This is a genomic window from Arthrobacter sp. SE2, assembly GCF_058244265.1.
The window spans coordinates 19,280-41,295 of sequence record NZ_JBZAYA010000002.1 but is presented as its reverse complement, the minus strand read 5'-3'; the positions used below and the strand labels follow the sequence as shown (position 1 = coordinate 41,295).

Below are 22,016 nucleotides of genomic sequence, written 5' to 3'. Positions count from 1 at the left end.
AATGACCACCGCCTCCGAACTGCCTGTTCTGGAACTTCTGCCCGCCGTCGACATCGTGGACGGCCAGGCCGTTCGTCTCCTTCAGGGAGAAGCCGGCTCCGAGACCAGCTACGGCACCCCGCTGGAAGCCGCACTGAACTGGCAGAACGCCGGAGCCGAGTGGGTGCATATGGTGGACCTCGACGCCGCTTTCGGCCGGGGCAACAATGCCGACCTCATCAGCGAGGTAGTCTCACAGCTGAACGTCAAGGTTGAGCTGTCCGGCGGACTGCGCGACGACGAATCCCTCGAACGTGCGCTCGAACTCGGCGTCGCCCGCGTGAACCTCGGAACCGCCGCGTTGGAGAACCCCGAATGGACCCGTCGGGCCATCGACCGCTTCGGTGACAAGATCGCCGTCGGGCTTGATGTCCGCGGCACGACGCTCGCGGGCCGGGGCTGGACCAAGGAGGGCGGGGATCTCTGGGAGGTGCTGGCCCGCCTTGAGGACGCCGGTTGCGCCCGCTACGTGGTCACCGACGTCACGAAGGACGGAACGTTGCAGGGTCCCAACGTCGAGCTGTTGCGCCAGATGGTGGAAAAGACGGGCAAACCTGTCGTTGCGTCGGGCGGCATCTCGAGCCTCGAGGACCTGCGTGTCCTGCGGGAACTCGTACCGCTCGGGGTCGAAGGAGCGATCGTCGGCAAGGCGCTGTACGCCGGTGCCTTCACGCTTCCGGAAGCCCTGGACGTCGCCGGCCGCCGCTGATGTCGCAGGATCCACAGTCCCCTGCTGCCGACAAGGCTTCGGCTCCGGCACCCCGGCAGTTGCCCGGGCACATCGCTGCTGCCCTGGCGGGCGCCGGGGGAGCAGGCGATTCTGCCGGCCAGCCCTGGGCGGGCCGCGACCTGAGCGGAGACGCCGCCAGGATACATAATTTCGACGACGACGAGGGAACAGCCGACGCCGGGTACCTCGCCGCCGTCGCGGCCCTGCTCGCCGGTACCGGCAGCGAGGCCGGCGTGGTGGCTTCGTTGGCGACGGCCAGGGTCTTTGTCCCGGTGGTGGCCCAGCTCGCTGAGGAAGCCGAGGGCGTGGATGGCCTCCATGCCGACAAGCAGGCCGACATGGCCCTCGTGACCCTTAAAGCGCCGGATGGCCGCACGGCCATGCCTGTGTTCACCTCGGCTGCGGCCCTTGAAGCGTGGCACCCCCAGGCTCGTCCTGTCGCGGTTTATGCGGCCCGGGCCGCGTTGTCTGCCGTGTCGGAGGGAGCCCAGCTGCTCGTTGTGGATCCCGGTTCGGATGTCACCTTCGTCGTGCGCAGGCCTGCCATGTGGTCACTGGCGCAGCAGCGCGACTGGACGCCGTCGTACCTTGATGATGAACTGGAGTCTGCTCTCAATTCCTTGGCAGGGATGTACCCCGCCGTGCGGCGCCTGGAGATGCGGCCAGGGTCGGGGATGGCTTCGCGCACGGCCGACGGATCGGCCATGGCCGGCGGGGGCCCCGGGCCTGAATTGCGCGTGGTGCTGTACCTCGAAGACGGCCTGGACGCCGCCGCGGTGCAGGATCTCGTCTCCGGGCTGAACGGGCGTTGGGCGCAGAACGAATTGTTCGCCGAACGGGTTGACTCGATCGAAGTCAGCCTGCAGCGGGCGGCACAGTAGCCGAAGGCACAGGGGGAACGTCCTTGTCCTGCCCTCGGCAGAACAGAGGATGTATCTCGTGAATTTCTCTCTCTACCGGGAGATGCTTTCCATCACGTCCGTGCGGCGTCTCCTGCTGGTGGGCATGGTGGCCCGCATACCGCACTCAGCAGCGGGAGTTCTGCTCACCCTGCACATCGTGCTGACCCTCGGCAAGGGCTACGCCGCCGCGGGTGCTGCCGCCGCGGTTTTCACCATTGGCATCGCGATTGGCGCTCCCTGGCGAGGGCGGCGCGTGGACACTGTCGGCCTGCGCAAGGCGCTTGTTCCTTCGGTGGTGTCTGAGCTGGTGATTTGGTCCGTGGTGCCCCACGTCAGCTACGAATGGATCCTTCCGCTCGTCTTCGTCGGCGGGCTGTTGACGCTGCCGATCTTCAGCGTCATCCGGCAGTCCCTCGGTGTGCTGGTTGATGGCGAGCAACGGCGTTCGGCCTACGCCCTGGACTCCATTGGCACCGAAGTGGTCTTCATGATCGGCCCCGCGGTGGGCGCAGTCGTGGCTACCAGCGGGTTCACTGTCCTCGGCCTGACCATCGTGGGTGTGTGCACCTCGGCCGCCGGGCTCTTCCTGCTGTGGTTCAACCCGCCCACCCGTAGCGAGGGCGTCCTGGATGCCGGCCAGGCGGCTGACCGGGATGCCGATGAGCTCCATGCGGCCGAAGCCGCGGTGGTGGCCTCGGCGCCGGCCCATCTCCAGGAAGCCGCTTCAGAGATGGCTCCGACGGTCTCGCAAGCTTCCGGGTTGCGGGGAAAGATGGCCCGGAATTTCACCTGGTTCACTGCGGCTGTCGCCGCCGTGTTCGCCGTCGCCGCAGGATCCGGCATGGTACTGAGCGGCACCGACGTCGGGATCGTCGCGGTGCTGCAGCGCGGCGGGCACGAGAGCGAGATCGGAATTGTTTTCTTCTTCTGGTGCGCCTCTTCGGTAGTCGGCGGGCTCATCTACGGCGCCATGCACCGGCCCGTCTCACCCATCCTGCTCCTGCTGGGCATGGCGGCCCTGACCATCCCGATGGGCTTCGCCGGGGACACCTGGACCCTTGCTTTGTTGTCCCTGCTTCCCGGTCTGCTCTGCGCGCCGGTGTTGTCCGCGGCGTCGGAAAAGGTCGCCGACATCGTGGATGAGGACCGGCGCGGCGAGGCAATGGGCTGGTATGGCTCGGCCCTCACCGCAGGGGTGGCCTTCGGTTCGCCGGTCGCGGGACTCTTCATCGACGGAGTGGGGCCGTGGGCCGGCTTCGTCGCCATCGGGACGGCAGGAGTGGTGCTGTGCCTCGCCGGGCTGTTCCTCCAGCTTCGTCGACGCCGGATCATGACCATCACCCAGGCCGGAGCCGGGGATCCCGCCAACTGAGTCGCGCCCAAGCCGCCAGGATACGACGACGGCGGGCCGGCCAAAGAGGCCAGCCCGCCGTCGCGGTCCTACGGGTTAGTCGGTGTCAGTTGACCGGGCCGGTGAACTTTTCGCCCGGGCCCTTGCCCGGTTCGTCCGGGATCAGGGAAGCTTCGCGGAACGCAAGTTGCAGGGAGCGGAGGCCATCGCGCAAGGGGCCCGCGTGCTGCGAACCGATTTCCGGTGCTGCGGCGGTGACCAGGCCGGCCAAAGCGGTGATCAGTTTGCGCGCTTCGTCCAGGTCCTTGAGCTCTTCGGCTTGGGGGTCGTCGGCCAAGCCCACCTTGACGGCCGCTGCGCTCATGAGGTGAACGGCGCCGGTGGTGATGACCTCAACAGCCGGAACTTCCGAAATGTCGCGGATCTGCTGGCCTACTCCGGCGTCGGTGCCGGCCGGCTCGTGGTCGAGGGAATTGCTGTCTGAAGTGCTCATGCTGGTAAGCTTGTCACAGACCGACTGGAAGTTGCCATTTCCCATGGCACACGCAGCGCTCGGCCACCCATCGTTAATGTGCGGTTGGTTGCCGATTTCTGTAGAATTAATTTTCAGTTTGCAAGCGGAGTTCTCTCCCACCCGCGTCAGCCGTTTCCCTTCGGGGATGTAAGTTGCCGGGTACATGGTCGGACACCGTTCGAGGTCAGCCTTGGATGGTGCGAACGCCCCGTTGAGGGGCCGTCTCCGATCTTCGAGGCCTTCGATTGCGCCAGCAATTGGGGGCCTTCTCTATTTGCCGGTGGAATACTCATCACAACAACAGGAGCTTTGACATTAGCGAGCCAAGAATCAATGAGCGTATCCGCGTCCCCGAGGTGCGTTTGGTCGGCCCTGCCGGCGAACAGGTTGGAATCGTCCGTATTGAGGACGCCCTGCGTCTGGCTGCCGAGGCTGACCTGGATCTCGTTGAAGTTGCACCGCAGGCGAAGCCTCCGGTGTGCAAGCTGATGGACTTCGGCAAGTACAAGTACGAAGCCGCTGTCAAAGCCCGTGAGGCCCGCAAGAACCAGACCAACACGGTTCTCAAGGAAATCCGCTTCCGCCTGAAGATCGACACCCACGACTACGAGACCAAGCGCGGCCACGCGCTTCGCTTCCTCGGTGCCGGTGACAAGGTGAAGGCCATGATCCAGTTCCGTGGACGTGAGCAGCAGCGTCCTGAAATGGGCATCCGCCTGTTGCAGCGCTTCGCTGAGGACGTCGCCGAAGTTGGCGTGATTGAGTCCAGCCCGCGCATCGATGGCCGGAACATGGTCATGGTGATTGGTCCGTTGAAGAACAAGGCTGAGGCCAAGGCCGAGGCCCGCCGCGCGGCGCAGCGTGCAGAAGCCAAGGCACAGAATGAAGCCAAGGCTGCAGGCCGGATTGACGTCTCTGGCGAGGATGCTCCCTTGACCCAGTCACTCGCCGACTTGCTCCCGGCGGAACTCTTGACTCAGGCTGGGGATACCCAGGCCGAGGAAACCCAGGCTGAGGAAACCGCGCCGGAAGCCGTTGAGGCGGAGGCTGCTGAAGTCGAAGAGACTCCGGCCGCTGAGGAAACGGTTGTCGAGGAAGCGCCTGTGGTTGAAGCAACCCCTGTGGTTGAAGCAGCTCCGGTAGCAGAAGAAGCTCCCGTGATTGAAGCAGCTCCGGTTGCCGCACCGGCGCCGGCGAAGGCACCAGCGAAGGCTCCGGCACCGGCAAAGGCTCCTGAGCAGGCAGCTCCGAAGCCTGTTGTACCGGCTGCCCCCAGGCCTGCTGCTACACCAGTACCGAAACCGATGGCGAAGCCCGCGGTTCCGAAGCCTGCAGCTCGACCGGCAGCCCCCAAGGCCGCTCCGAAGCCAGCGGCACGCAAGACCAACTAGTCACGCCGCAGGAGGGGCATCCCTCTGCCCGGCACGAAAGCAGTAGCCGCCCTTCATGGGGTGGCTGCACGAAAGAACTGCAGACCCAGTCTGCGGACACGTAAGGAGATCGGTTCCCATGCCGAAGATGAAGACCCACAGTGGTGCTAAGAAGCGCTTCAAGCTGACCGGTACCGGCAAGCTGAAGCGTCAGCAGGCCAACCGCCGCCACTACCTAGAGCACAAGTCCTCCACCCTGACCCGTCGCCTTGCCGGCGACAAGATCGTCTTCAAGGGCGATGCCAAGGTCATCAAGAGGATGCTCGGCATCTAAGTTCCAAGTTTTCTGGTTGCTGCCATCCGGCAGCTGCCGACTACACCAAAGCCTTCTCAGGCCGGCCGGGTTTCCGGCAGTAGCAGCTTGGGATAAGAATTTTGAAGGAGTACGCACGTGGCACGTGTGAAGCGGGCGGTAAACGCCCACAAGAAGCGTCGGGTTGTCCTTGAACGGGCCAAGGGTTACCGCGGTCAGCGGTCTCGCCTGTACCGCAAGGCAAAAGAGCAGCTGCTGCACTCGTTTGTGTACAGCTACGGCGACCGCCGCAAGAAGAAGGGCGACTTCCGTCGCCTCTGGATCCAGCGCATCAACGCTGCATCCCGCGCCAACGGCCTGACCTACAACCGTCTGATCCAGGGCCTGAAGGCCGCTGAGGTCGAGGTTGACCGCCGCATGCTGGCAGAGCTGGCCGTTTCCGATGCCAACGCTTTTGCCGCGCTGGTCAAGGTTGCCAAGGATTCCCTGCCTGCCGACACCTCCGCTCCGGCCGTCAAGGCCGAAGCCGCTCCGAAGGCTGCCGCCAAGACTTCTGCGGCTACCAAGGCTGCTCCGGCAGTCAAGGCCTCCGTTTCCGAGGAAGAGCCCGCTGCCAAGGCCCCCAAGGCCAAGGCGGCGAAGAAGCCTGCCGCTGAAGCTGCTGAGTAGCACGTAGCCTCAGTTCATGGGACGGTGGCAACTGCCACTAAAGTTCTGTATATGAACGAAACCGGGCGCCCGCAAGAACTTCCGATGTCCAACCCCCGAGCCGATCGGGTCAGGGACGTCGCAAGGCTTGCCGGGCGCCCGGCGCGTTTAAAGCGTGGCCGGTTCCTCGCCGAAGGCCCCCAGGCCGTGCGCGAGGCGCTGCTCCTGCACCGGGAGCGGACCGCGGCAGGGGAGCCCGGCGTCGTACACGAAGTCTTCGCGAGCGAAAGCTGCCTGGACCGGCTTCCCGAACTGGCCGAGCTCGCCGACGGCGTTGCCTTGCGGCTTGCGAACGATGATGTCCTGGCCGCCATGGCGGACACGGTCAATCCCCAAGGGATTGTGGCCGTCTGCAGCTTTGTGGACGTCAGCCTTGAATCAGTGCTCGACGCCGGGCCGCGGCTGATCGCTGTCATGTGCCAGGTGCGCGATCCTGGCAATGCCGGGACGGTGCTTCGGGCCGCAGATGCTGCCGGTGCGGATGCCGTGGTCTTGACGGCCTCCAGCGTGGATATTTACAACCCGAAGGCCGTGCGGTCCACGGCCGGTTCGCTCTTCCACCTGCCGGTCGTCCTGGGTGCGGACGTCGAAGAGCTCGCGGCCCTCTGCAAGGAGCGCGGCATTGGGATCCTCGCAGCGGACGGTTACGGCACCCTCAATCTGGACAAACTTCAGGACGAGAACGCGGCACGCCGCCTGGGCGCGTCGGCAGCGCCCTCCGCCTACGCACTCGAAGCCCCGACGGCCTGGCTGTTCGGTAACGAGGCGCAAGGACTTTCAGACTCCGAGCTTGCGCTTGCTGACCATCGTGTCGCAGTGCCCGTCTACGGTTCGGCGGAAAGCCTGAACCTCGGCACAGCCGCCACCGTATGCCTTTACGCCAGCGCGCGCTCCCAGCACTCCTGACAATTTCTCAACCGGTACGGTATTGCTTGCAGGACGCGACCCCGCGGTCGGTTCCTGCCGATTCACTCACATCCCCTGAACCGAAGAAGAGGTAGAGCTTTCGTGGCTGCAAATGGCGGTACCAAGGCAATCGTGGCGGCATTGAGTGCCAACCTGGCGATCGCTGTGCTCAAGTTCGTCGCATTCGTGCTGACGATGTCGTCGTCCATGTTGGCAGAGGCAATCCACTCCGTCGCCGACTCCGGCAACCAGTTGCTCCTGCTGCTTGGCGGGAAGCGGGCGCAGCGGGCCGCAAGTCCCGAACACCCCTTTGGCTATGGCCGTGAGCGCTACATCTACGCCTTCATCGTCTCGATCGTGCTGTTCAGCGTTGGCGGCCTCTTCGCGCTCTTCGAAGCCTGGGAGAAGTTCCAGCACCCCCACGCCATTGAAGGCGATTTCTGGTGGGTGCCGCTGGCCGTGCTGCTCGGCGCCATTGTGGCGGAATCCTTCTCGTTCCGCACCGCCATCCACGAATCCAATCCCCAGCGCGGAAAACAAAGCTGGATCAAGTTCATCCGAAACGCCAAGCAGCCGGAACTTCCCGTGATTCTCCTGGAGGATTTCGGAGCTCTCCTGGGCCTCGTATTCGCGCTGTTCGGCGTGAGCCTGACCCTCATCACGGGCAACGGCTTGTGGGACGCGGCGGGCACAGGAATGATCGGGTTGCTCCTTGTGGGAATCGCCGTGGTGCTCGCGGTGGAAACCAAGTCCTTGCTGCTGGGCGAATCAGCCACCAAAGAGGACAACGCTCGCATCACGGAAGCCATTGAGTCCGACGGCACGCGCATCATCCACCTCAAGACCATGCACCTGGGCCCGGAAGAGCTGCTTGTCGCTGCGAAGATCAGCGTAGGCGCGGCAGATACCGGTCAGGCCATTGCCAAAGCGATCGACGCCGCCGAACTCAGGATCCGGACTGCAGTACCGATCGCCCGGGTCATCTACCTCGAGCCCGACGTCGAGCGGGTCCAGGTCTAGCAGCAGCGCCGCGGCAGCACTATGCCGCCAGAGGCCGCTTGCGTTCCAACCAGCCGCTGATGCCTGCGACGCCGAGCCCCAGGATTGCCAGGACAGCCCCGACGAGGGCAGGGGCAACGTATCCCCAGCCCCAAGCGATGACCACGCCGCCAAGGAACGCGCCAAGGGCGTTAGCGATGTTGAGGGCCGAGTGGTTGAGTGAAGAGGCCAAGGACGGGGCGTCCGGTGAAGCGTCGAGGAGGCGCGTCTGCAGCGGCGGGATAAGCATGGAGCCGATACCGCCGACGATGAAGACCATGATGAATGCGGACCACGCCCAGTGGGCCGCGACGGCGTAGGCCACCAGCGCCAAGGCGATGAGGGGAAGGACCCTGTAGATGGTTCCCATGACCGACTTGTCGGCGATACGGCCGCCCAGGATATTGCCTGCCACCATGCCGAGTCCGTAGAGGGCAACTACCACGGGTATCAGCGCCTGCGGAATCCCTGCCACCGAAGTCATGGTGTGGGAGATATACGTGTAGGTGGCGAAGAAGCCGCCAAATCCGATGATTCCGATCAGCAACGCCAACCACACTTGAATGCGCTTGAGGGCACCAAGTTCCCGCCGGATGCTTGCCTCGGGGTGGGCAGGCTCAAAGGGGACAAACTTCCACAACAACACGCTGGTGGCCAGGCCGATGACGCCCACCACGACGAAGAGCAGACGCCACCCGAACGTCTGGCCGAGCCAAGTAGCCGCAGGAACACCGATGACGTTCGCGATGGTCAGTCCGCCCATGACCATCGAAATCGCCCAACCGCGCTTGGTGGGAGCAACCAGGCTTGCTGCAATGACCGCGGCGATCCCGAAGAAGGCGCCATGCGGCAGTCCCGAGGCAAACCTCGTAATCAACATGGTTCCGTAGTCCGGTGCAATGAAAGACGTCAGGTTCGCTATGGAGAGGAAAAGCATGAGTCCCAAGGCAAGTTGCTTGCGGGGGAGCCGGGCGCCCAGCGCCGCGAAGATCGGCGCACCCACTACGACACCCAAGGCGTAGGCGGAAATCAGGTTCCCGGCCTCGGGAGTGCTGATGTTGAGTCCCTGCTCGATCTCCTTGAGCAAGCCCATCATGGTGAACTCCGTGGTTCCGATGGCGAATCCACCCATGGCAAGGGCGAAGATCGCCAGCGACACGTGACGGCTTCCGGTCTTTTGGGAGGTCTTGCTGACAGCGGTAGTGGTCATCGTCCTGTTTCTGGGGGGCGAGCGGGATCTCACTCGAAGGGAATAAAGCCGACTTTCAAGCTTAGTGCGAGTCTCCGGCGAATGTCCCTGAATGTGACAACTTCCATAGGCAAGGGTGATGACCTGACGGCCAATAGACTGTTGCGGTGACTGGACTGATAAGCGTGGCGGGCGCCGCCGTCGTCGATTCCCTTGAAAATCCGACAAGGCTGCTCGTTGCGAGGCGCAGCGCCCCGCCGCAATTCGCCGGAATGTGGGAGTTCCCGGGCGGCAAGCTGGAGGCGGGGGAGTCCTTCGAAGACGCGCTGCACCGCGAACTGCTCGAGGAACTCGGGATCACTGTCCGGCTCGGGGCCGAAGTGGAACCGGACGCAGCCGCTGGGTGGCCCTTGAACGAGCAGGCCGTCATGAGGGTATGGTTCGCCGAACTGCTTGACGGCGAACCGCGTCCGCTCCAGGACCACGACGAACTCCGGTGGGTTCCGCTTGGCAATGGAGACGAGGCGTTCACCTTGCCGTGGATTCCTGCTGACCTGCCGATTGTCCGGGCACTGCTGGAGCGGGTGGCCTCCGGGCTGCTTGGCTAGAAAAGAGTGGACTGACCAGCCGGTGGTAGGGACGGCGAGGTTTCCTTGCCCGCCGTGGCGTTCCTGTGGCTGAAACCGCTGCTCCCGGAGAAACCGTGACGGGCCTTGAAATGGTTGATACGGCCGCTTAGCCAGGTCCTGTATTCCTTCGAAGCGTACGAGCCTTGACCGTAGAGATGCCGGTACTTGCCGACGAGGCCGGGGTGCCGCGCCGCCAGCCATTGCATGAACCATTCCCGCGTGCCCGGCTTCAGGTACAACGCCCCGGCCGTCACGCCAGTGGCACCGGCGTCGGACAGCGCCGTAAAGAGCGACTCCAGAGCGTCATCGCTGTCCGTCAGCCACGGCAGGATGGGCATGGCCATGACACCGCACCGCAGCCCGGCCTCGCGCAGCCGGCGGATGAGCTTGAGCCTGGCGCGCGGTGCGGGCGTGCCCGGTTCCACCGCCGAGGCCAGGGCTTCGTCGGTCATGGCCAGCGAGATGCCCAGGTCTACGGGCACTTGGCTGGAGGCGTGCTTGAGGAGGGGGATGTCGCGGCCCAGGAGGGTTCCCTTGGTGAGGATGGAGAACGGAGTACCGGAATCGGCCAGGGCCCGGATGATCCCCGGCATCAGCTGGTAGCGGCCCTCTGCCCGCTGGTATGGATCCGTATTGGTGCCGAGGGCCACATGATGGTGGCCCCATGACGGTTTGGACAGTTCCCTGCGCAGGACCTCTGCCGCGTTGATCTTCACTATCACCTGGGAATCGAAATCGTGTCCGGCATCGAACTCCAGATAGGTGTGGCTCTTGCGGGCGAAGCAATAGACACAGGCGTGGCTGCATCCGCGGTAGGGGTTGACCGTCCATTCGAAAGGCATCTGGGAACCGGACGCCACCTTGTTGAGCACCGATTTGGCGGTGACCTCATGAAAGGTGACTCCGGAGAATTCGGGAGTTGAGACGGAACGCACAAGCCCGGCCAGCGGCAGCAGTGCGTCCGTTGCTGGGGCGGCTCCGGACAGAAGGCTGTTGCTGTTGTCTCCGGGTGCCGGACCACGTTGTGGCGAAAGTGCTTGTGCGTCCCATCTCATGGACTACATTCGAATATATGTTCGAACACTTGTCAAGGCCCGGTGAAAGAAGGCCCGGAACGAAGGCCCAAGAAGGATCGGGCGGGGAGCCCTGAAGTCGGGCCAGCTCCTTGCTAGGGTGGGTTCATGATTCTGCTGACGGGATTCGAGCCTTTTGGCGGCGATTCCAGCAACCCCTCGTGGGCTGCGGTCCTCGAAGCGCAGGAAATTTTGCGCGCCGAAGGGCATGAAGTGGAAACGCTCGAGCTGCCGTGCGTGTTCGGGGAATCCGCTGCGGTCCTGGGCGAGGCCATGGCGAGGGTGCGCCCGGAGCTAGTCATCTGCGTCGGGCTCGCCGGCGGCCGGGACCGGCTCTCCTTGGAGCGCGTGGCCATCAACTGCGATGACGCCAGAATCCCGGACAATGCCGGAAACAGGCCCATCGACGAGCCGGTGGTACCGGAAGGGCCCGCGGCGTACTTCAGCACGCTGCCGGTGAAGTCCGCGCTGCGAGCGCTTCAGATCGCTGGAATCCGCGCCGAAGTCTCGCAGACCGCCGGGACGTACGTATGCAACCACGTGTTCTATGCCCTGATGCACGAGCTCGCCGGGGCTGTTGCGCCCCGCCCCCGGGGCGGCTTCATCCACGTCCCCTATGACACAGCGCAGCTGCCGCGGGGCAGTGCCGCGCCCGGCATGGCGACGCGGGACATGGGCCGGGGGATCGCCGTCGTCGTTCGCACTGCGCTTGAGACTCCTGTGGACGCGAAACTGTCCGCGGGCGCCGTTCACTAGGCTGGCGCGGTTCACAAGGCTGGAGCCGTCGAATCCAGTTCCCACTGCACCACAACGCTCGTGGAAACCGCCACCGAGCCCGCTTCGATGGGCACGCCCTCGCTCGCTGAGGCGCGCTGCATACCGGCCATCATCGGCACCGGCGATCCATGCCCCGGCCGCTGGTCGATGGATAGGACCTGCCCCAGCCGGCCGCCGGCAAGTGCGGCAAACCGGGCCGCCTTCGCTTCGGCTTCCCGCCATGCGGCCTCTTGTGCCCGCGCCGCAACGGCCGAGGCATCCGTAAATCCTTGTTCGATCCCGTTGATGCGGAGGCTGTCACCGCCTGCAACCACCGCGGCGGATATGGCCGCGGGGGCCGCTGACGGCGGCCCGACCCGGGCAACCAGCGTGGTTGATGCAACATAGCCGCTGACCTTTTGCCCCTGGTTTTCGGACCAGACGAGTTCGGCACGCAGATTGAGGCCGCTGGTCCGCAGGTCAAGACCGGCCACACCATGCCCGCGCAAAGCCTCCGTGACGGCCGAGGCGATCTCTCCGGCGTCGTCATAGGCCGCTTCGGCGGCGTCGCGCCTGACCTCGACAGCGAGCGTGAGCGTGAGCAGGTCGGGAACGGCTTCAGCCATTCCTTCTCCGGTGACAGTGATGGTGCGGACCGGTGTCATGAGGCCATGCTAGCCCTGGGCGCTGGCGAACGCCGTCCGGACGGTGTCACGGGTTAAAGCCCCGCCGAACGCTTCTACTAGACTGGGTGTTAGTGCCCGCCGGACGCGTCCAGCGAGCATCGCTCCTGCTTTTGCCATGGCCCTGCCTGGTGAAGACCATTTCCGACTCGTAGCTAAGAACAGTAGATGACTGACACTTTGCCGGGCGCTGCCATCCCGAACCCTCTGGATGAAGCCGCCATCACCGCTGCCGTTGAGGAAGCCGTCGCCGCGATTGCTGCTGCATCCTCCCTCGAAGAACTCAAAGCCGTCCGCTTGGCGCACACGGGCGAGAAGTCGCCCTTGAGCCTTGCCAACCGTGAAATCGGTGGCCTGCCCAAGGAGCAGAAGGCCGCCGCAGGCAAGCTCATGGGTTCCTCCCGTGGCCGCGTCAACCAGGCGCTCGCAGCACGGACCGCTGTGCTCGAAGCCGAAAATGACGCCCGCATCCTTGTGGAGGAAACCGTCGACGTCACGGCAGCGCCGCGGCGGCGCCGTGCCGGTGCCCGCCACCCGCTGTCCACGCTGCAAGATCGCGTGGCCGACATCTTCGTCGGCATGGGCTGGGAAATCGCCGAAGGGCCCGAGGTCGAGTCCGAGTGGTTCAACTTCGACGCCCTCAACTTCAAGCCCGACCACCCCGCCCGCGAAATGCAGGACACCTTCTTCGTGGAGCCTCCCGAGGCTCACCTGCTCATGCGCACGCACACTTCCCCGGTCCAGGTCCGTTCCATGCTGGAGCGCGAAGTGCCCATCTATGTGCTGTGCCCGGGCAAGGTATTCCGCACCGATGAACTCGATGCCACCCACACGCCCGTGTTCCACCAGTTCGAGGGCCTTGCCATCGACAAGAAGCTGAGCATGGCTGACCTGCGCGGAACTCTGGAGCACTTCGCCCGGCAGATGTTCGGTGACGAGGCACAGATCCGCCTGCGTCCCAACTACTTCCCGTTCACCGAGCCGTCCGCGGAGCTGGACATTTGGCACCCCGGTGCCAAGGGCGGCCCTCGCTGGATCGAATGGGGCGGCTGCGGCATGGTCAATCCCAACGTCCTGCGCGCTGCCGGCATCGACCCGGACGAGTATTCAGGATTTGCCTTCGGCATGGGCATCGAGCGCACGCTCATGTTCCGCAACGAGGTCGGCGACATGCGCGACATGATCGAAGGCGATGTACGTTTCAGCGAGCACTTCGGGATGGAGATCTAACAGTGCGTATCCCACTTTCATGGCTGCGTGAATTCGCGCAGGTTCCGGCCGACGCAACGGCCGAAGACGTCATGGCGGAACTCGTCAAGGTCGGCTTTGAAGAAGAAGCGGTCCACCGCCCTACGGACGAAGTCAAGGGTCCCATCGTGGTGGGCCAGGTCCTGAGCCTCGTCAAGGAACCGCAGAGCAACGGCAAGACCATCAACTGGTGCCAGGTCCGCGTGGTCCCCGAAGGCCAGGAGCAGACCCTGACCGGCAAGGGCATCGACCCCTCCGGTGTACAGGGCATCATTTGCGGTGCCCACAATTTCGTCGAGGGAGACAAGGTTGTGGTCACCCTCCCGGGCGCCGTGCTCCCGGGTGACTTCCACATTTCCGCGCGCAAGACCTACGGGCACCTGTCCGCAGGCATGATCGCCTCCGTACGCGAACTCGGCATCGGTGAGGACCACGACGGCATCCTGGTGCTTTCCCGCATTGGCCTGGATCCCGAAATCGGCACCGACGCCATGTCCCTCCTTGGCCTCTACGACGAAGCCGCCGAAATCAACGTCACTCCGGACCGCGGCTATGCGTTCTCGATCCGCGGCGTCGCCCGCGAATATGCCCACGCCACCGGAACCGTCTTCACGGACCCGGCAGCGAAGGTGAATGCCCCTGCGGCACTCTCCGGCGGCTACGGGGTCAAGCTCAATGACGATGCTCCCATCTACGGCAAGCCCGGTTGTGACCGCTTCGTAGCCCGCACGGTCCGCGGCGTGGACGCCACCCGCCCTACCCCGCCGTGGATGGTCTCCCGGCTGCGCCTGGCAGGCATCCGCTCCATTTCGCTGCCCGTGGACATTTCCAACTACGTGATGCTTGAACTCGGCCAGCCGAACCACTGCTACGACCTCGACAAGCTTTCCGGCGATATCGTGGTCCGCCGCGCCGTCGCGGGAGAGAAGATCACCACCCTCGACGACAAAGTGCGTGCGCTCGACGTCGAAGACCTCCTGATCACCGACGACTCCGGCGCGATCGGCATCGCCGGCGTCATGGGTGGAGCCAACACCGAGGTTTCCGATTCGACCACCAACATCCTGGTCGAGGCTGCGCACTTCGACGAGGTCTCGATCGGGCGGTCCCGCCGCAGGCACAAGCTGCCGTCAGAGGCGTCCAAGCGCTTCGAACGCGGAGTGGATTGGCAGGTTGCCAACGTTGCTGCCCAACGCGTCGTTGACCTCCTGGTTGAACTGGCCGGTGGAACGGCAGACGAAGCCGGCACCGACGTCGGGACAGCACCGGACGCCGTGACCATCGAGCTGCCGGCCGGTTACGCGGCCTCCAGGATCGGCATCGACTTCACGGAAGAGCAGATCACGGGTTCCCTTAAGGACCTCGGCGCCATCGTCCTGAGGGACGAGGTGGGCGGCTCCTATGTGGTCACGGCACCGAGCTGGCGCAATGACCTGGAAACCAAGGAAGACCTCTCCGAGGAAATCGCAAGGCTGGTTGGCTACGACAACATCCCGGCCACCCTTCCCGTCGCCCCTCCAGGCCGCGGCCTGACCCGGACCCAGCAGCAGAAACGCCGCGTGGTCCAGGCGCTGGCCGACGCAGGGCTCACCGAGGTCCTCTCCTATCCGTTCGTCTCCAAGTCGGCGAATGACACCTTCGGAGTTGCGGAGGAAGGCGCGGCGCGCACCGCCCTCAAACTGGCCAACCCGATCAGCGAGGAACATGGTTACCTGCGTACCTCCGTGCTTCCCGGCCTGATCGAGGTTGCCCGCCGTAACCACTCCCGCGGGTTCCGGGACCTCGCGCTCTTTGAGACAGGCTCGGTTTTCCTTCCCGACGGCCAGCTGGGCACGGCGTCCATCCCGCCGCTGGGCGTCAAGCCTTCCGACGAGGTCCTTGACGGACTGTACGACGGCGTCCCGGACCAGCCGCTGCACATCGCCGCTGTTTTGACGGGCCATGATTCCCCGGCAGCCGCGGCCCACACTCCGCGTGCCTGGGACTGGGCCGACGGCCTGGATGTTGCCCGGCTCGTCGGCGACGTCCTCGGAGTGGAGCTCGTGGTCAGCCAGGGCAGCCACCAGGCGTTCCACCCGGGCCGTGCCGCCCAGTTGGCGCTCCGCTCCGGCGACGTCGTGGGCTACGCCGGCGAATTGCACCCCAAGTTGCTCGCCGCACATGACATGCCGGCACGCTCCGTGGCGCTCGAGCTCAACGCGGATGCACTGTTCGACGCCGCTCCGGACGTCATTGTTGCCAAGCACATCTCCGGTTTTCCGGTGGCCACGCAGGACGTTGCCCTCGTGGTGCCGCAAGACGTTCCGGCGGACGCCGTACTGGCTGCACTCCGGGAAGGCGCCGGGGAACTCCTCGAAGACGTCGCCTTGTTCGATGTCTACGCGGGCCAGGGAATCGAAGCCGGCAAGAAGTCGCTCGCGTTCGGGTTGCGATTCCGTGCCACGGACCGCACTCTGACCGCCGACGAGGCATCGGAGGCACGCGAGGCCGCCGTCGCCGTCGCCGCAGAGCGATTCGGAGCAGTCCAGCGCTGACGAGTATCAACCCGGGGATCCAGGGGTTGGCTGTTCACATCCAGCCCCTGGATCCTGCTGATTCCGCCGCCATCGAGAAGATGGCGGCGGAGTTGCTGTCTCCGGCCGAGACCCTTCGGGCAGACGCCATGGCCCCGGTCCTGCGACTGGAATTCCTGGCGTCCAGGTTGGCCCAGCAGAACTTTGCCGCGACCCTCCTGGGTGTTCCAGCATCGAAGCTCGAGGCGGCCTACGAGTGCCCGGAATGCGGTGCTGGTCCGGACATCGCGCATGGCCGGCCTGGATACCTGCTCGACGGCGGCCCCGCACCCTTGGCGCTCAGCGCCTCACGGTCGTCGGGCTGGGTGTTGTTTGCCGCCGTCGTGCATCCGGAACCGGGGCTCCGGTTGGGCGTCGATCTGGAGAATGCCGCGGGTACGGAGTTCGCCGGCTTTGACGACGTTGCCCTGACCGCACGGGAGCGGCGCCATCTCACGGCGCTGGAACCCGGGCGCCGGGCGCAAGCGCGCGCACGCTTGTGGGCGCGCAAGGAAGCCTGGTTGAAGATGACGGGGGAAGGGCTCAGGGTTGCCCCTGATTCCCTCGAGGTGCTTGATAGTCCGGGGCTGTGGGACCTGGAGCTTCCGGCCAGCGCCGACGGCCGTGATCTTCCTGCCGGACTGGTTGCTGCCCTCGCGGTAACGTCCCGTTGAATCCTTGGATTAGCTTGAATTTCAGGATCAGCCGAAAGCGGGCAGCCTTGCTTGGTACAGCCACGGTTCCAGGACACCGGCCGCGTCGAGCCCCGGCACGTAAGCGTTGGCCGCGGCGATGAATTCCGCCGTGGACACCGAGCTGTGGCGCTTGGCCCCGGTCCAGTGCCGCAACAATCCGAAGAACGCCGGGTCACCGCATGCAAGGCGGACGGCGTGGAGGGCGAGGGCCCCGCGCTTGTAGACGCGGTCATCGAACATGTGCTCCGGTCCGGGGTCGCCGATCACCAGGTCCTGGGCGCCCGCGTCGAGCTTGCGCCACGCAGCCCTTGCCCGGTTGGCGAGGGACATGACGCCGGCTTCCTCGGACCAGATCCACTCGGCGTAGCACGCGAAGCCCTCATGCAACCAGATGTCCCGCCAACTGCTCACCGTGAGCGAGTTGCCGAACCACTGGTGGGACAGCTCGTGGGCGATGAGGCGCTGCGCATCCCACGATTGCTCCATGTGGTTCCGGCCGAAGATCGAGAGCGTCTGGGCCTCAAGGGGAATTTCCAGTTCGTCCTCGGTCACGACGGCCGTGTATTCGGCAAAGGGATACGGACCGAAACAGTCCACAAAGGTGCGCATCATGTCGGCCTGCCGGGCCAGGCCTTCGCGGGCCTCGGTCAACAAACCGGGGGAGACAGCAACGAATTGCGGCACCGGGGCCTGCCGCAAGGCTGCGGCATGATGGGCGGTCCCCGTGCGGACCCCACCAAGGGAGGGGCTGAGCTGGTGAAGCCGGTAGCGTCCGATCTGCACAGTGGCGAGATAGCTTGCCATCGGCTCGCCCTGTTCGTAGACCCAGGTTTCGCGGCTTGATTTCCTGCTGTGGGAGACGAGGCGGCCGTTGCAGATGGCGCGGTAGTTGTCGTCGGTGGTGATACTGATCAAGTAGCTGGACTTGTGCCGCGGATGGTCGTTGCACGGGAACCAGGACGCGGCGCCGTTCGGCTGCCCGGCAACCAGAACGCCGTCGTCGAGCTCTTCCCAACCGACCTCGCCCCACAGTCCCCGGCGCGGCTTAGGATTGCCGTCGTAGCGGAGCTCAATCGTGAAGCGCTGGCCTGTCCGCAACCGGTCTTTGGCCGTGATCACGAGGTGCTCACCGCGGGTACTGAACTTCGGCACTTTCTTGCCGTCCATCAAGATTTTGGAAGCCTTTAGGCCCACCAGATCCAGGATCACCGAGTCCGTGTCTTCGAGGGCTATGCAACGAAGCATTGCGCGCCCGTTGAGCCGGTTGCTGCCCAGACTGTAGTCCAGGTCCAATTCATACCGCAGCACCTGGAATGCCGTGCTCCCGTGGTGCAGCGTGTAGGGATCGGCGGCAGTTGTGGTTATTCCTGGTTCGCTAGGGCTCATGTGCGCTGGCTGCCTCCGTGTAGCTTGTTGTGCCGCTGTTGTCATGGGCTCGTATTTCACGCCCTCTTGCCAATCTACGCTACGGTCCGGACCACGGGCTGACCGGGTTGCCCATCCAGTACGTGCCCGCGGGAACAGTCTCACCGCGCATGACCAGCGACGCCGGTCCCACCGTTCCGCCCGCCCCGATGCTCGCGCGCGGCAGGATGACGCCGTGCGGGCCCATCGTGGCGCCGTCCCCGAGGACCACCGTGTCTATGCTCATGATGCGGTCGTGGAAGAGATGTGTCTGGACCACGCAGCCACGGTTGACCGTGGAGCTTTCGCCGAGAGTGACGAGGTCGGCTTCCGGCAGCCAGTAGCTCTCGCACCAGGTACCCCGGCCGATTTTCGCTCCGAGCGCCCGGAGCCACCACACCAACGCCGGCGTGCCGGATGCCGAACGCGCAAACCAGGGAGCGCTGACCATCTCGATGAAGGTGTCCACCACTTCGTTGCGCCAGATGAACGAGCTCCACAGGGGATGCTCGCCCTCTTTGATGCGTCCCACCAATATCCACTTCGCGGCGACCGAACTGGCCGCGGCCAAGGCGCCCGCGGCGAGGACTACGACGCCACCAAGGACGGCTGCAAGCCAGTAGGAGGACTCGGTGGCGATCCAGTCGAGGGCCAGCATGATCCCGACGGCGATCCCCACCGTCAGGATGACCGGCACCAGCCGGCACAGTTCCCACAGGGCCCGTTTGGTCTTGAGGGCCAGCGGCGGGTTGAAGGTGAGGCTCAGATCCGCATTGACTGCGGTCCGGCGCAGCCTGACGGGCGGACTGCCGAGCCAGGAGGTGCCCGATTTTGCCTTCGCCGGCGTGGCCGACAGCACCGCGACCAGTGAGTTCTTGGGCACGCTGCGGCCTGCCGCAGTCATACCGGAATTGCCGAGGAACGAGCGTTTGCCGATCTTGGCCGGCCCGATCTTCATCCAGCCGCCGCCAAGCTCGTAGGAAGCCACCATGGTGTCGTCCGCGAGGAACGCGCCTTCGCCGATAGTCGTCATGCGTGGCAGCAGCAGCACCGTGGAAGCCTCCACATTACGGCCTACCTTGGCGCCCAGCAGGCGCAGCCACACCGGGGTGAAGAGGCTCGCGTAGATGGGGAAGAGCAGGTCCCGCGCCATGTCCAGCACACGTTCGGTGGCCCAAACCTGCCAGCCAACGCGGCTGCGGACCCGGTAATACCCCTCCCTGAGACCGACGCCGAGCATCCGTGTGGTCGCCAGAATCAGCAGGAGATTGCAGAAGAACCAAGCCAGTGCTGCCAAGGGAACGGCAAGCAGGAGTTCCGGGAAGGCATCCTGCAGGGAACTCCTGCCTTGGATGAAGGCCAGGATGACGATCGCGGCGACGAATGCCGAAATGTAGGGGATCAAGGCAAGCAGCGCCGAGGCCGCAGCGAATGCCGCAAACCAGAGCCTGCCGATCAGATGGTGCGACGAAGGGGTCTCGGGCCAGCCATTCTTGGCTTTGCCGCGGCGTTCGGCGGGGGAGCCGGCAACAAGGTGCCCGGCCTTGACCTTGCCCAACACGGCGGACCCGGGCTCCACGCGCGCACCTGCGCCGATGCTGGTTCCCGGCATGAGCGTGCTGCGGGAGCCCACCGTGGCGCCAGCACCTACATGGACTGCACCGATGTGGACGTAGTCACCGTCGATCCACCAGGCGGAGAGATCCACTTCGGGTTCGATATTGCAGCCGCTGCCCAATGACAGGAGCCCCGTGACGGGAGGCAAGGAGTGCAAATGGACGTTGTTCCCGATCTTCGCACCCAGCGCTCTGGCGTAATAAGGAACCCACGGAGCGCTGGCGAGGCTGATGGCGCCCGAAAGGTCCTGGATCTGCTCGGCCAGCCACAGCTTCAAATGGACTTTGCCTGAGCGCGGGTAGGTTCCGGGGCTGACTCCACGCAGGAGGGTCCGCGCGGCCAGGATCGAGATGCCCATGCGTCCCGGCGGGCTCACGAACACCAGCCAAGATGCCAGGATCCACCACCAGGACACTACGGGAGCGGCTGTGAAACCGGCGAAGTCGGCCAGCAAATGGTTCGAAGCCATGAGGTACGTGAGCCAACGCATGCCCACCAGGATGTTGAGGAAGATCCCCATCAGGGTCTGGAAGATCTGCGATTTACGGGAGGTTGGGCGAACTGTGCGTTCGGCCGCCGGTCCCTGGATGCCGCCTTCGGGCAAAGACTGCCGTGCGGCGTCGATCAAGGCGCCGACGCGGGGTGTTGCGTAGATTTCGGCCACCGTGATGGTGGGGTAGCGCACACGCAGCGCCGAGACGAGCTGGGCCGCGGCGAGGGAGCCGCCACCATAGGCGAAGAAGTCGGCGTCGAGCGAGGTGACGCCGGAGCCGAGGACGCTTTCCCATTGCTCAACGACCCACTGGGCGTCCTCGGGCAGGTTGAGTGGCGCCTTGTCGGCATCCGCGGCGCCCGCGCCCGCCAACGGCCAGGGAAGGGAATGCCGGTCCACTTTGCCGCTTGTCTTCGTCGGAAGCGAATCCACGACCGTCAGCAGGGGAATCAGCGCGGCGGGCAGGCTTTCCGTGAGCAGCTCGCGGGAAGCTGCGAGATCGATGTCCTCGGGTCCTGCCGGAGCCAGGTAACCGACCAGTATCTGGTTCCCTGCCGCCGTCGTGCGGACTGCAGCCGCGGCACCAGCGACTCCCGGGAGGGCCTGAAGGGCGGCGTCGATTTCGCCGAGTTCGATGCGCCGGCCACCCAGCTTGACCTGTTCGTCCGCGCGGCCTTGGAAGATGAGGCCGGCTTCCTCGTAGCGGACGAGGTCGCCGGAGCGGTACGCACGTTCCCACCCCAGGGACGGCATGGGTGCGTACTTTTCTGCGTCTTTGGCCGGATCGAGGTAGCGGGCCAGTCCGACGCCGCCGATGATCAGTTCGCCCGTCTCGCCTTCCCCGACTGGAACCCCGGCAGCATCGACGACGGCGAGGTCCCAGCCGTCGAGCGGCAGACCGATCCGGACGGGTCCATCCCCGCCTAGGGGAGCCGCGCAGGCCACGACGGTCGCTTCGGTGGGGCCATACGTGTTCCATACCTCGCGGCCGTCCACCGCGAGGCGCTCAGCGAGTTCGGGAGGGCAGGCCTCGCCGCCGAAAATGAGCAGGCGCACGTTCTCGAGGGCCTCCGCGGGCCACAGGGCCGCGAGCGTGGGAACGGTAGACACCACTGTGATGCCGTGGTTGATGAGCCATGGGCCAAGGTCCATGCCGGAACGCACCAGGGCGCGCGGGGCCGGGACGAGGCAGGCACCGTTCCGCCACGCCAGCCACATCTCCTCGCAGGAAGCGTCGAAGGCCACTGAAAGGCCGGCGAGGACCCGGTCCTGCGGGCCTATGGGATCTTGCTGGAGGAAAATCCGGGCTTCGGCGTCAACAAAAGCGGCGGAGGAACGGTGCTGCACCGCAACACCCTTTGGCGTGCCCGTGGAACCTGAGGTGAAGATGACCCAGGAATCGTCATCCAGCCCTGGGGAACGCGGAGCCGGGTGCGGTGTCGGCCGCTCCGCGGACACGTCGATCCTGCGGCCCTTGGTGACGACGGCAGACACTTTGGCTTCTCCGAAAACGAGCCGCGCCCGTTCTTCGGGATCGTCCGCGTCCACGGGCACATAGGCGGCCGCAACCGAAAGGATCGCGAGGATGGCAATGTAGAGATCGTTGGATCCGGAGGGGACCCGCACGCCGATCTTGTCTCCGGGGCCCAGCCCGGCTGCGTTGAGGGTGGCAGCAAAACCGCGCACCTGCGCCACGAGTTCTGAATAGCTCAGTGACTTGTGCCCGTCATCGAGGGCCGAGGCCTCCGGGAATGTCCGGGCCGTGTCCTGGAGGATCTCCATGAGCGTGCGTGCCGGCGGTGCGGC

Annotated in this window: 19 protein-coding genes; 13 read left to right on the top strand and 6 right to left on the bottom strand. The window is 65.1% G+C overall.

All coding sequences use genetic code 11. The annotated features are described in order from the left end of the window. The first annotated feature begins 1 nt into the window (after nucleotide 1). The 3 genes from priA to AC4CS3_RS02875 are packed head-to-tail and all read left to right on the top strand — an operon-like array spanning nucleotide 2 to nucleotide 3,043. Nucleotides 2-748 carry a bifunctional 1-(5-phosphoribosyl)-5-((5-phosphoribosylamino)methylideneamino)imidazole-4-carboxamide isomerase/phosphoribosylanthranilate isomerase PriA gene (priA, locus tag AC4CS3_RS02885; RefSeq protein WP_184735761.1) on the top strand — a complete coding sequence of 249 codons (747 nt, stop codon included), beginning with the start codon at nucleotides 2-4 and terminating at the stop codon, nucleotides 746-748. After that, nucleotides 748-1,650, top strand: a complete 903-nt coding sequence (locus tag AC4CS3_RS02880) for an SseB family protein (protein WP_490782132.1) — start codon at nucleotides 748-750, stop codon at nucleotides 1,648-1,650. Before priA ends, AC4CS3_RS02880 begins: the two co-directional genes overlap by 1 nt. A 58-nt stretch (nucleotides 1,651-1,708) precedes the next feature. Then, entirely contained in the window at nucleotides 1,709-3,043 is a 1,335-nt protein-coding gene (locus tag AC4CS3_RS02875) for an MFS transporter (RefSeq protein WP_490782131.1), read from the top strand. Nucleotides 3,044-3,128: 85 nt separating this feature from the next. On the opposite strand, the gene AC4CS3_RS02870 is transcribed toward AC4CS3_RS02875, so the two are convergent. Then, nucleotides 3,129-3,515, bottom strand: coding sequence for a DUF1844 domain-containing protein (locus AC4CS3_RS02870; protein ID WP_236816723.1), 387 nt, complete (start codon nucleotides 3,513-3,515; stop codon nucleotides 3,129-3,131). Between the two features lie 377 nt (nucleotides 3,516-3,892). Between AC4CS3_RS02870 and infC the strand changes: the two genes are divergently transcribed. From infC to AC4CS3_RS02845, 5 genes are all read left to right on the top strand, one after another. Continuing rightward, nucleotides 3,893-4,927, top strand: coding sequence for a translation initiation factor IF-3 (infC, locus tag AC4CS3_RS02865; protein ID WP_490782130.1), 1,035 nt, complete (start codon nucleotides 3,893-3,895; stop codon nucleotides 4,925-4,927). Nucleotides 4,928-5,045: 118 nt separating this feature from the next. Beyond that, on the top strand, nucleotides 5,046-5,240 hold the full coding sequence (gene rpmI, locus AC4CS3_RS02860; protein WP_236816733.1) for a 50S ribosomal protein L35: 195 nt from the start codon (nucleotides 5,046-5,048) through the stop codon (nucleotides 5,238-5,240). 117 nt (nucleotides 5,241-5,357) lie between these two features. After that, complete coding sequence (gene rplT, locus AC4CS3_RS02855; protein WP_234753143.1) at nucleotides 5,358-5,888, top strand: 50S ribosomal protein L20; 531 nt, start codon at nucleotides 5,358-5,360, stop codon at nucleotides 5,886-5,888. A gap of 51 nt (nucleotides 5,889-5,939) precedes the next feature. Continuing rightward, nucleotides 5,940-6,833, top strand: a complete 894-nt coding sequence (locus tag AC4CS3_RS02850; RefSeq protein ID WP_441414277.1) for a TrmH family RNA methyltransferase — start codon at nucleotides 5,940-5,942, stop codon at nucleotides 6,831-6,833. A 102-nt stretch (nucleotides 6,834-6,935) separates the two neighbouring features. Next, a complete protein-coding gene (locus tag AC4CS3_RS02845) occupies nucleotides 6,936-7,853 on the top strand; it encodes a cation diffusion facilitator family transporter (RefSeq protein WP_490782129.1) in 918 nt (305 codons plus the stop codon). Nucleotides 7,854-7,872: 19 nt separating this feature from the next. Here AC4CS3_RS02845 and AC4CS3_RS02840 read toward each other — a convergent pair whose 3' ends face one another. Then, the gene (locus tag AC4CS3_RS02840) at nucleotides 7,873-9,081 is read right to left on the bottom strand and encodes an MFS transporter (protein ID WP_441414275.1); all 1,209 of its coding nucleotides are present in this window, start codon (nucleotides 9,079-9,081) and stop codon (nucleotides 7,873-7,875) included. Between the two features lie 146 nt (nucleotides 9,082-9,227). On the opposite strand from AC4CS3_RS02840, the gene AC4CS3_RS02835 reads away from it, so the two are divergent. Next, on the top strand, nucleotides 9,228-9,668 hold the full coding sequence (locus AC4CS3_RS02835; protein WP_490782128.1) for a (deoxy)nucleoside triphosphate pyrophosphohydrolase: 441 nt from the start codon (nucleotides 9,228-9,230) through the stop codon (nucleotides 9,666-9,668). Here the strand turns inward: AC4CS3_RS02835 and AC4CS3_RS02830 are convergent. Next, complete coding sequence (locus AC4CS3_RS02830) at nucleotides 9,665-10,744, bottom strand: Rv2578c family radical SAM protein (RefSeq protein ID WP_490782127.1); 1,080 nt, start codon at nucleotides 10,742-10,744, stop codon at nucleotides 9,665-9,667. The genes AC4CS3_RS02835 and AC4CS3_RS02830 overlap by 4 nt on opposite strands. 126 nt (nucleotides 10,745-10,870) lie before the next feature. Between AC4CS3_RS02830 and pcp the strand changes: the two genes are divergently transcribed. Next, the gene (pcp, locus tag AC4CS3_RS02825) at nucleotides 10,871-11,518 is read left to right on the top strand and encodes a pyroglutamyl-peptidase I (RefSeq protein ID WP_490782126.1); all 648 of its coding nucleotides are present in this window, start codon (nucleotides 10,871-10,873) and stop codon (nucleotides 11,516-11,518) included. 11 nt (nucleotides 11,519-11,529) lie between these two features. On the opposite strand, the gene AC4CS3_RS02820 is transcribed toward pcp, so the two are convergent. Beyond that, on the bottom strand, nucleotides 11,530-12,183 hold the full coding sequence (locus AC4CS3_RS02820; protein WP_490782125.1) for an SIMPL domain-containing protein: 654 nt from the start codon (nucleotides 12,181-12,183) through the stop codon (nucleotides 11,530-11,532). A 186-nt stretch (nucleotides 12,184-12,369) separates the two neighbouring features. Between AC4CS3_RS02820 and pheS the strand changes: the two genes are divergently transcribed. Genes pheS through AC4CS3_RS02805 form a run of 3 tightly spaced genes read left to right on the top strand, consistent with a single transcriptional unit; the run spans nucleotide 12,370 to nucleotide 16,675 of the window. Then, nucleotides 12,370-13,431 (top strand): phenylalanine--tRNA ligase subunit alpha, encoded by a 1,062-nt coding sequence (gene pheS, locus AC4CS3_RS02815; RefSeq protein ID WP_078105647.1) that lies wholly within the window; start codon nucleotides 12,370-12,372, stop codon nucleotides 13,429-13,431. A 2-nt stretch (nucleotides 13,432-13,433) separates the two neighbouring features. Continuing rightward, a complete protein-coding gene (pheT, locus tag AC4CS3_RS02810) occupies nucleotides 13,434-15,983 on the top strand; it encodes a phenylalanine--tRNA ligase subunit beta (protein WP_490782124.1) in 2,550 nt (849 codons plus the stop codon). A gap of 26 nt (nucleotides 15,984-16,009) precedes the next feature. Beyond that, entirely contained in the window at nucleotides 16,010-16,675 is a 666-nt protein-coding gene (locus AC4CS3_RS02805) for a 4'-phosphopantetheinyl transferase family protein (protein ID WP_490782123.1), read from the top strand. Nucleotides 16,676-16,702: 27 nt separating this feature from the next. On the opposite strand, the gene AC4CS3_RS02800 is transcribed toward AC4CS3_RS02805, so the two are convergent. Both AC4CS3_RS02800 and AC4CS3_RS02795 read right to left on the bottom strand, forming a co-directional pair. Beyond that, nucleotides 16,703-18,082, bottom strand: a complete 1,380-nt coding sequence (locus AC4CS3_RS02800; RefSeq protein ID WP_490782122.1) for a M1 family metallopeptidase — start codon at nucleotides 18,080-18,082, stop codon at nucleotides 16,703-16,705. Nucleotides 18,083-18,161: 79 nt separating this feature from the next. Next, entirely contained in the window at nucleotides 18,162-21,992 is a 3,831-nt protein-coding gene (locus AC4CS3_RS02795; protein WP_490782441.1) for a Pls/PosA family non-ribosomal peptide synthetase, read from the bottom strand. Between the last annotated feature and the right edge of the window lie 24 nt (nucleotides 21,993-22,016).

What these genes read in the sequence shown, in the direction of transcription:
- priA (WP_184735761.1), top strand. Translation starts at nt 2, where the DNA reads ATGACCACCGCCTCCGAACTGCCTGTTCTGGAACTTCTGCCCGCCGTC.
- AC4CS3_RS02880 (WP_490782132.1), top strand. Translation starts at nt 748, where the DNA reads ATGTCGCAGGATCCACAGTCCCCTGCTGCCGACAAGGCTTCGGCTCCG.
- AC4CS3_RS02870 (WP_236816723.1), bottom strand. Translation starts at nt 3,515, where the DNA reads ATGAGCACTTCAGACAGCAATTCCCTCGACCACGAGCCGGCCGGCACC.
- rpmI (WP_236816733.1), top strand. Translation starts at nt 5,046, where the DNA reads ATGCCGAAGATGAAGACCCACAGTGGTGCTAAGAAGCGCTTCAAGCTG.
- AC4CS3_RS02850 (WP_441414277.1), top strand. Translation starts at nt 5,940, where the DNA reads ATGAACGAAACCGGGCGCCCGCAAGAACTTCCGATGTCCAACCCCCGA.
- AC4CS3_RS02840 (WP_441414275.1), bottom strand. Translation starts at nt 9,081, where the DNA reads ATGACCACTACCGCTGTCAGCAAGACCTCCCAAAAGACCGGAAGCCGT.
- AC4CS3_RS02830 (WP_490782127.1), bottom strand. Translation starts at nt 10,744, where the DNA reads ATGAGATGGGACGCACAAGCACTTTCGCCACAACGTGGTCCGGCACCC.
- pcp (WP_490782126.1), top strand. Translation starts at nt 10,871, where the DNA reads ATGATTCTGCTGACGGGATTCGAGCCTTTTGGCGGCGATTCCAGCAAC.
- AC4CS3_RS02820 (WP_490782125.1), bottom strand. Translation starts at nt 12,183, where the DNA reads ATGACACCGGTCCGCACCATCACTGTCACCGGAGAAGGAATGGCTGAA.
- pheS (WP_078105647.1), top strand. Translation starts at nt 12,370, where the DNA reads ATGACTGACACTTTGCCGGGCGCTGCCATCCCGAACCCTCTGGATGAA.
- AC4CS3_RS02800 (WP_490782122.1), bottom strand. Translation starts at nt 18,082, where the DNA reads ATGAGCCCTAGCGAACCAGGAATAACCACAACTGCCGCCGATCCCTAC.
- AC4CS3_RS02795 (WP_490782441.1), bottom strand. Translation starts at nt 21,992, where the DNA reads ATGGAGATCCTCCAGGACACGGCCCGGACATTCCCGGAGGCCTCGGCC.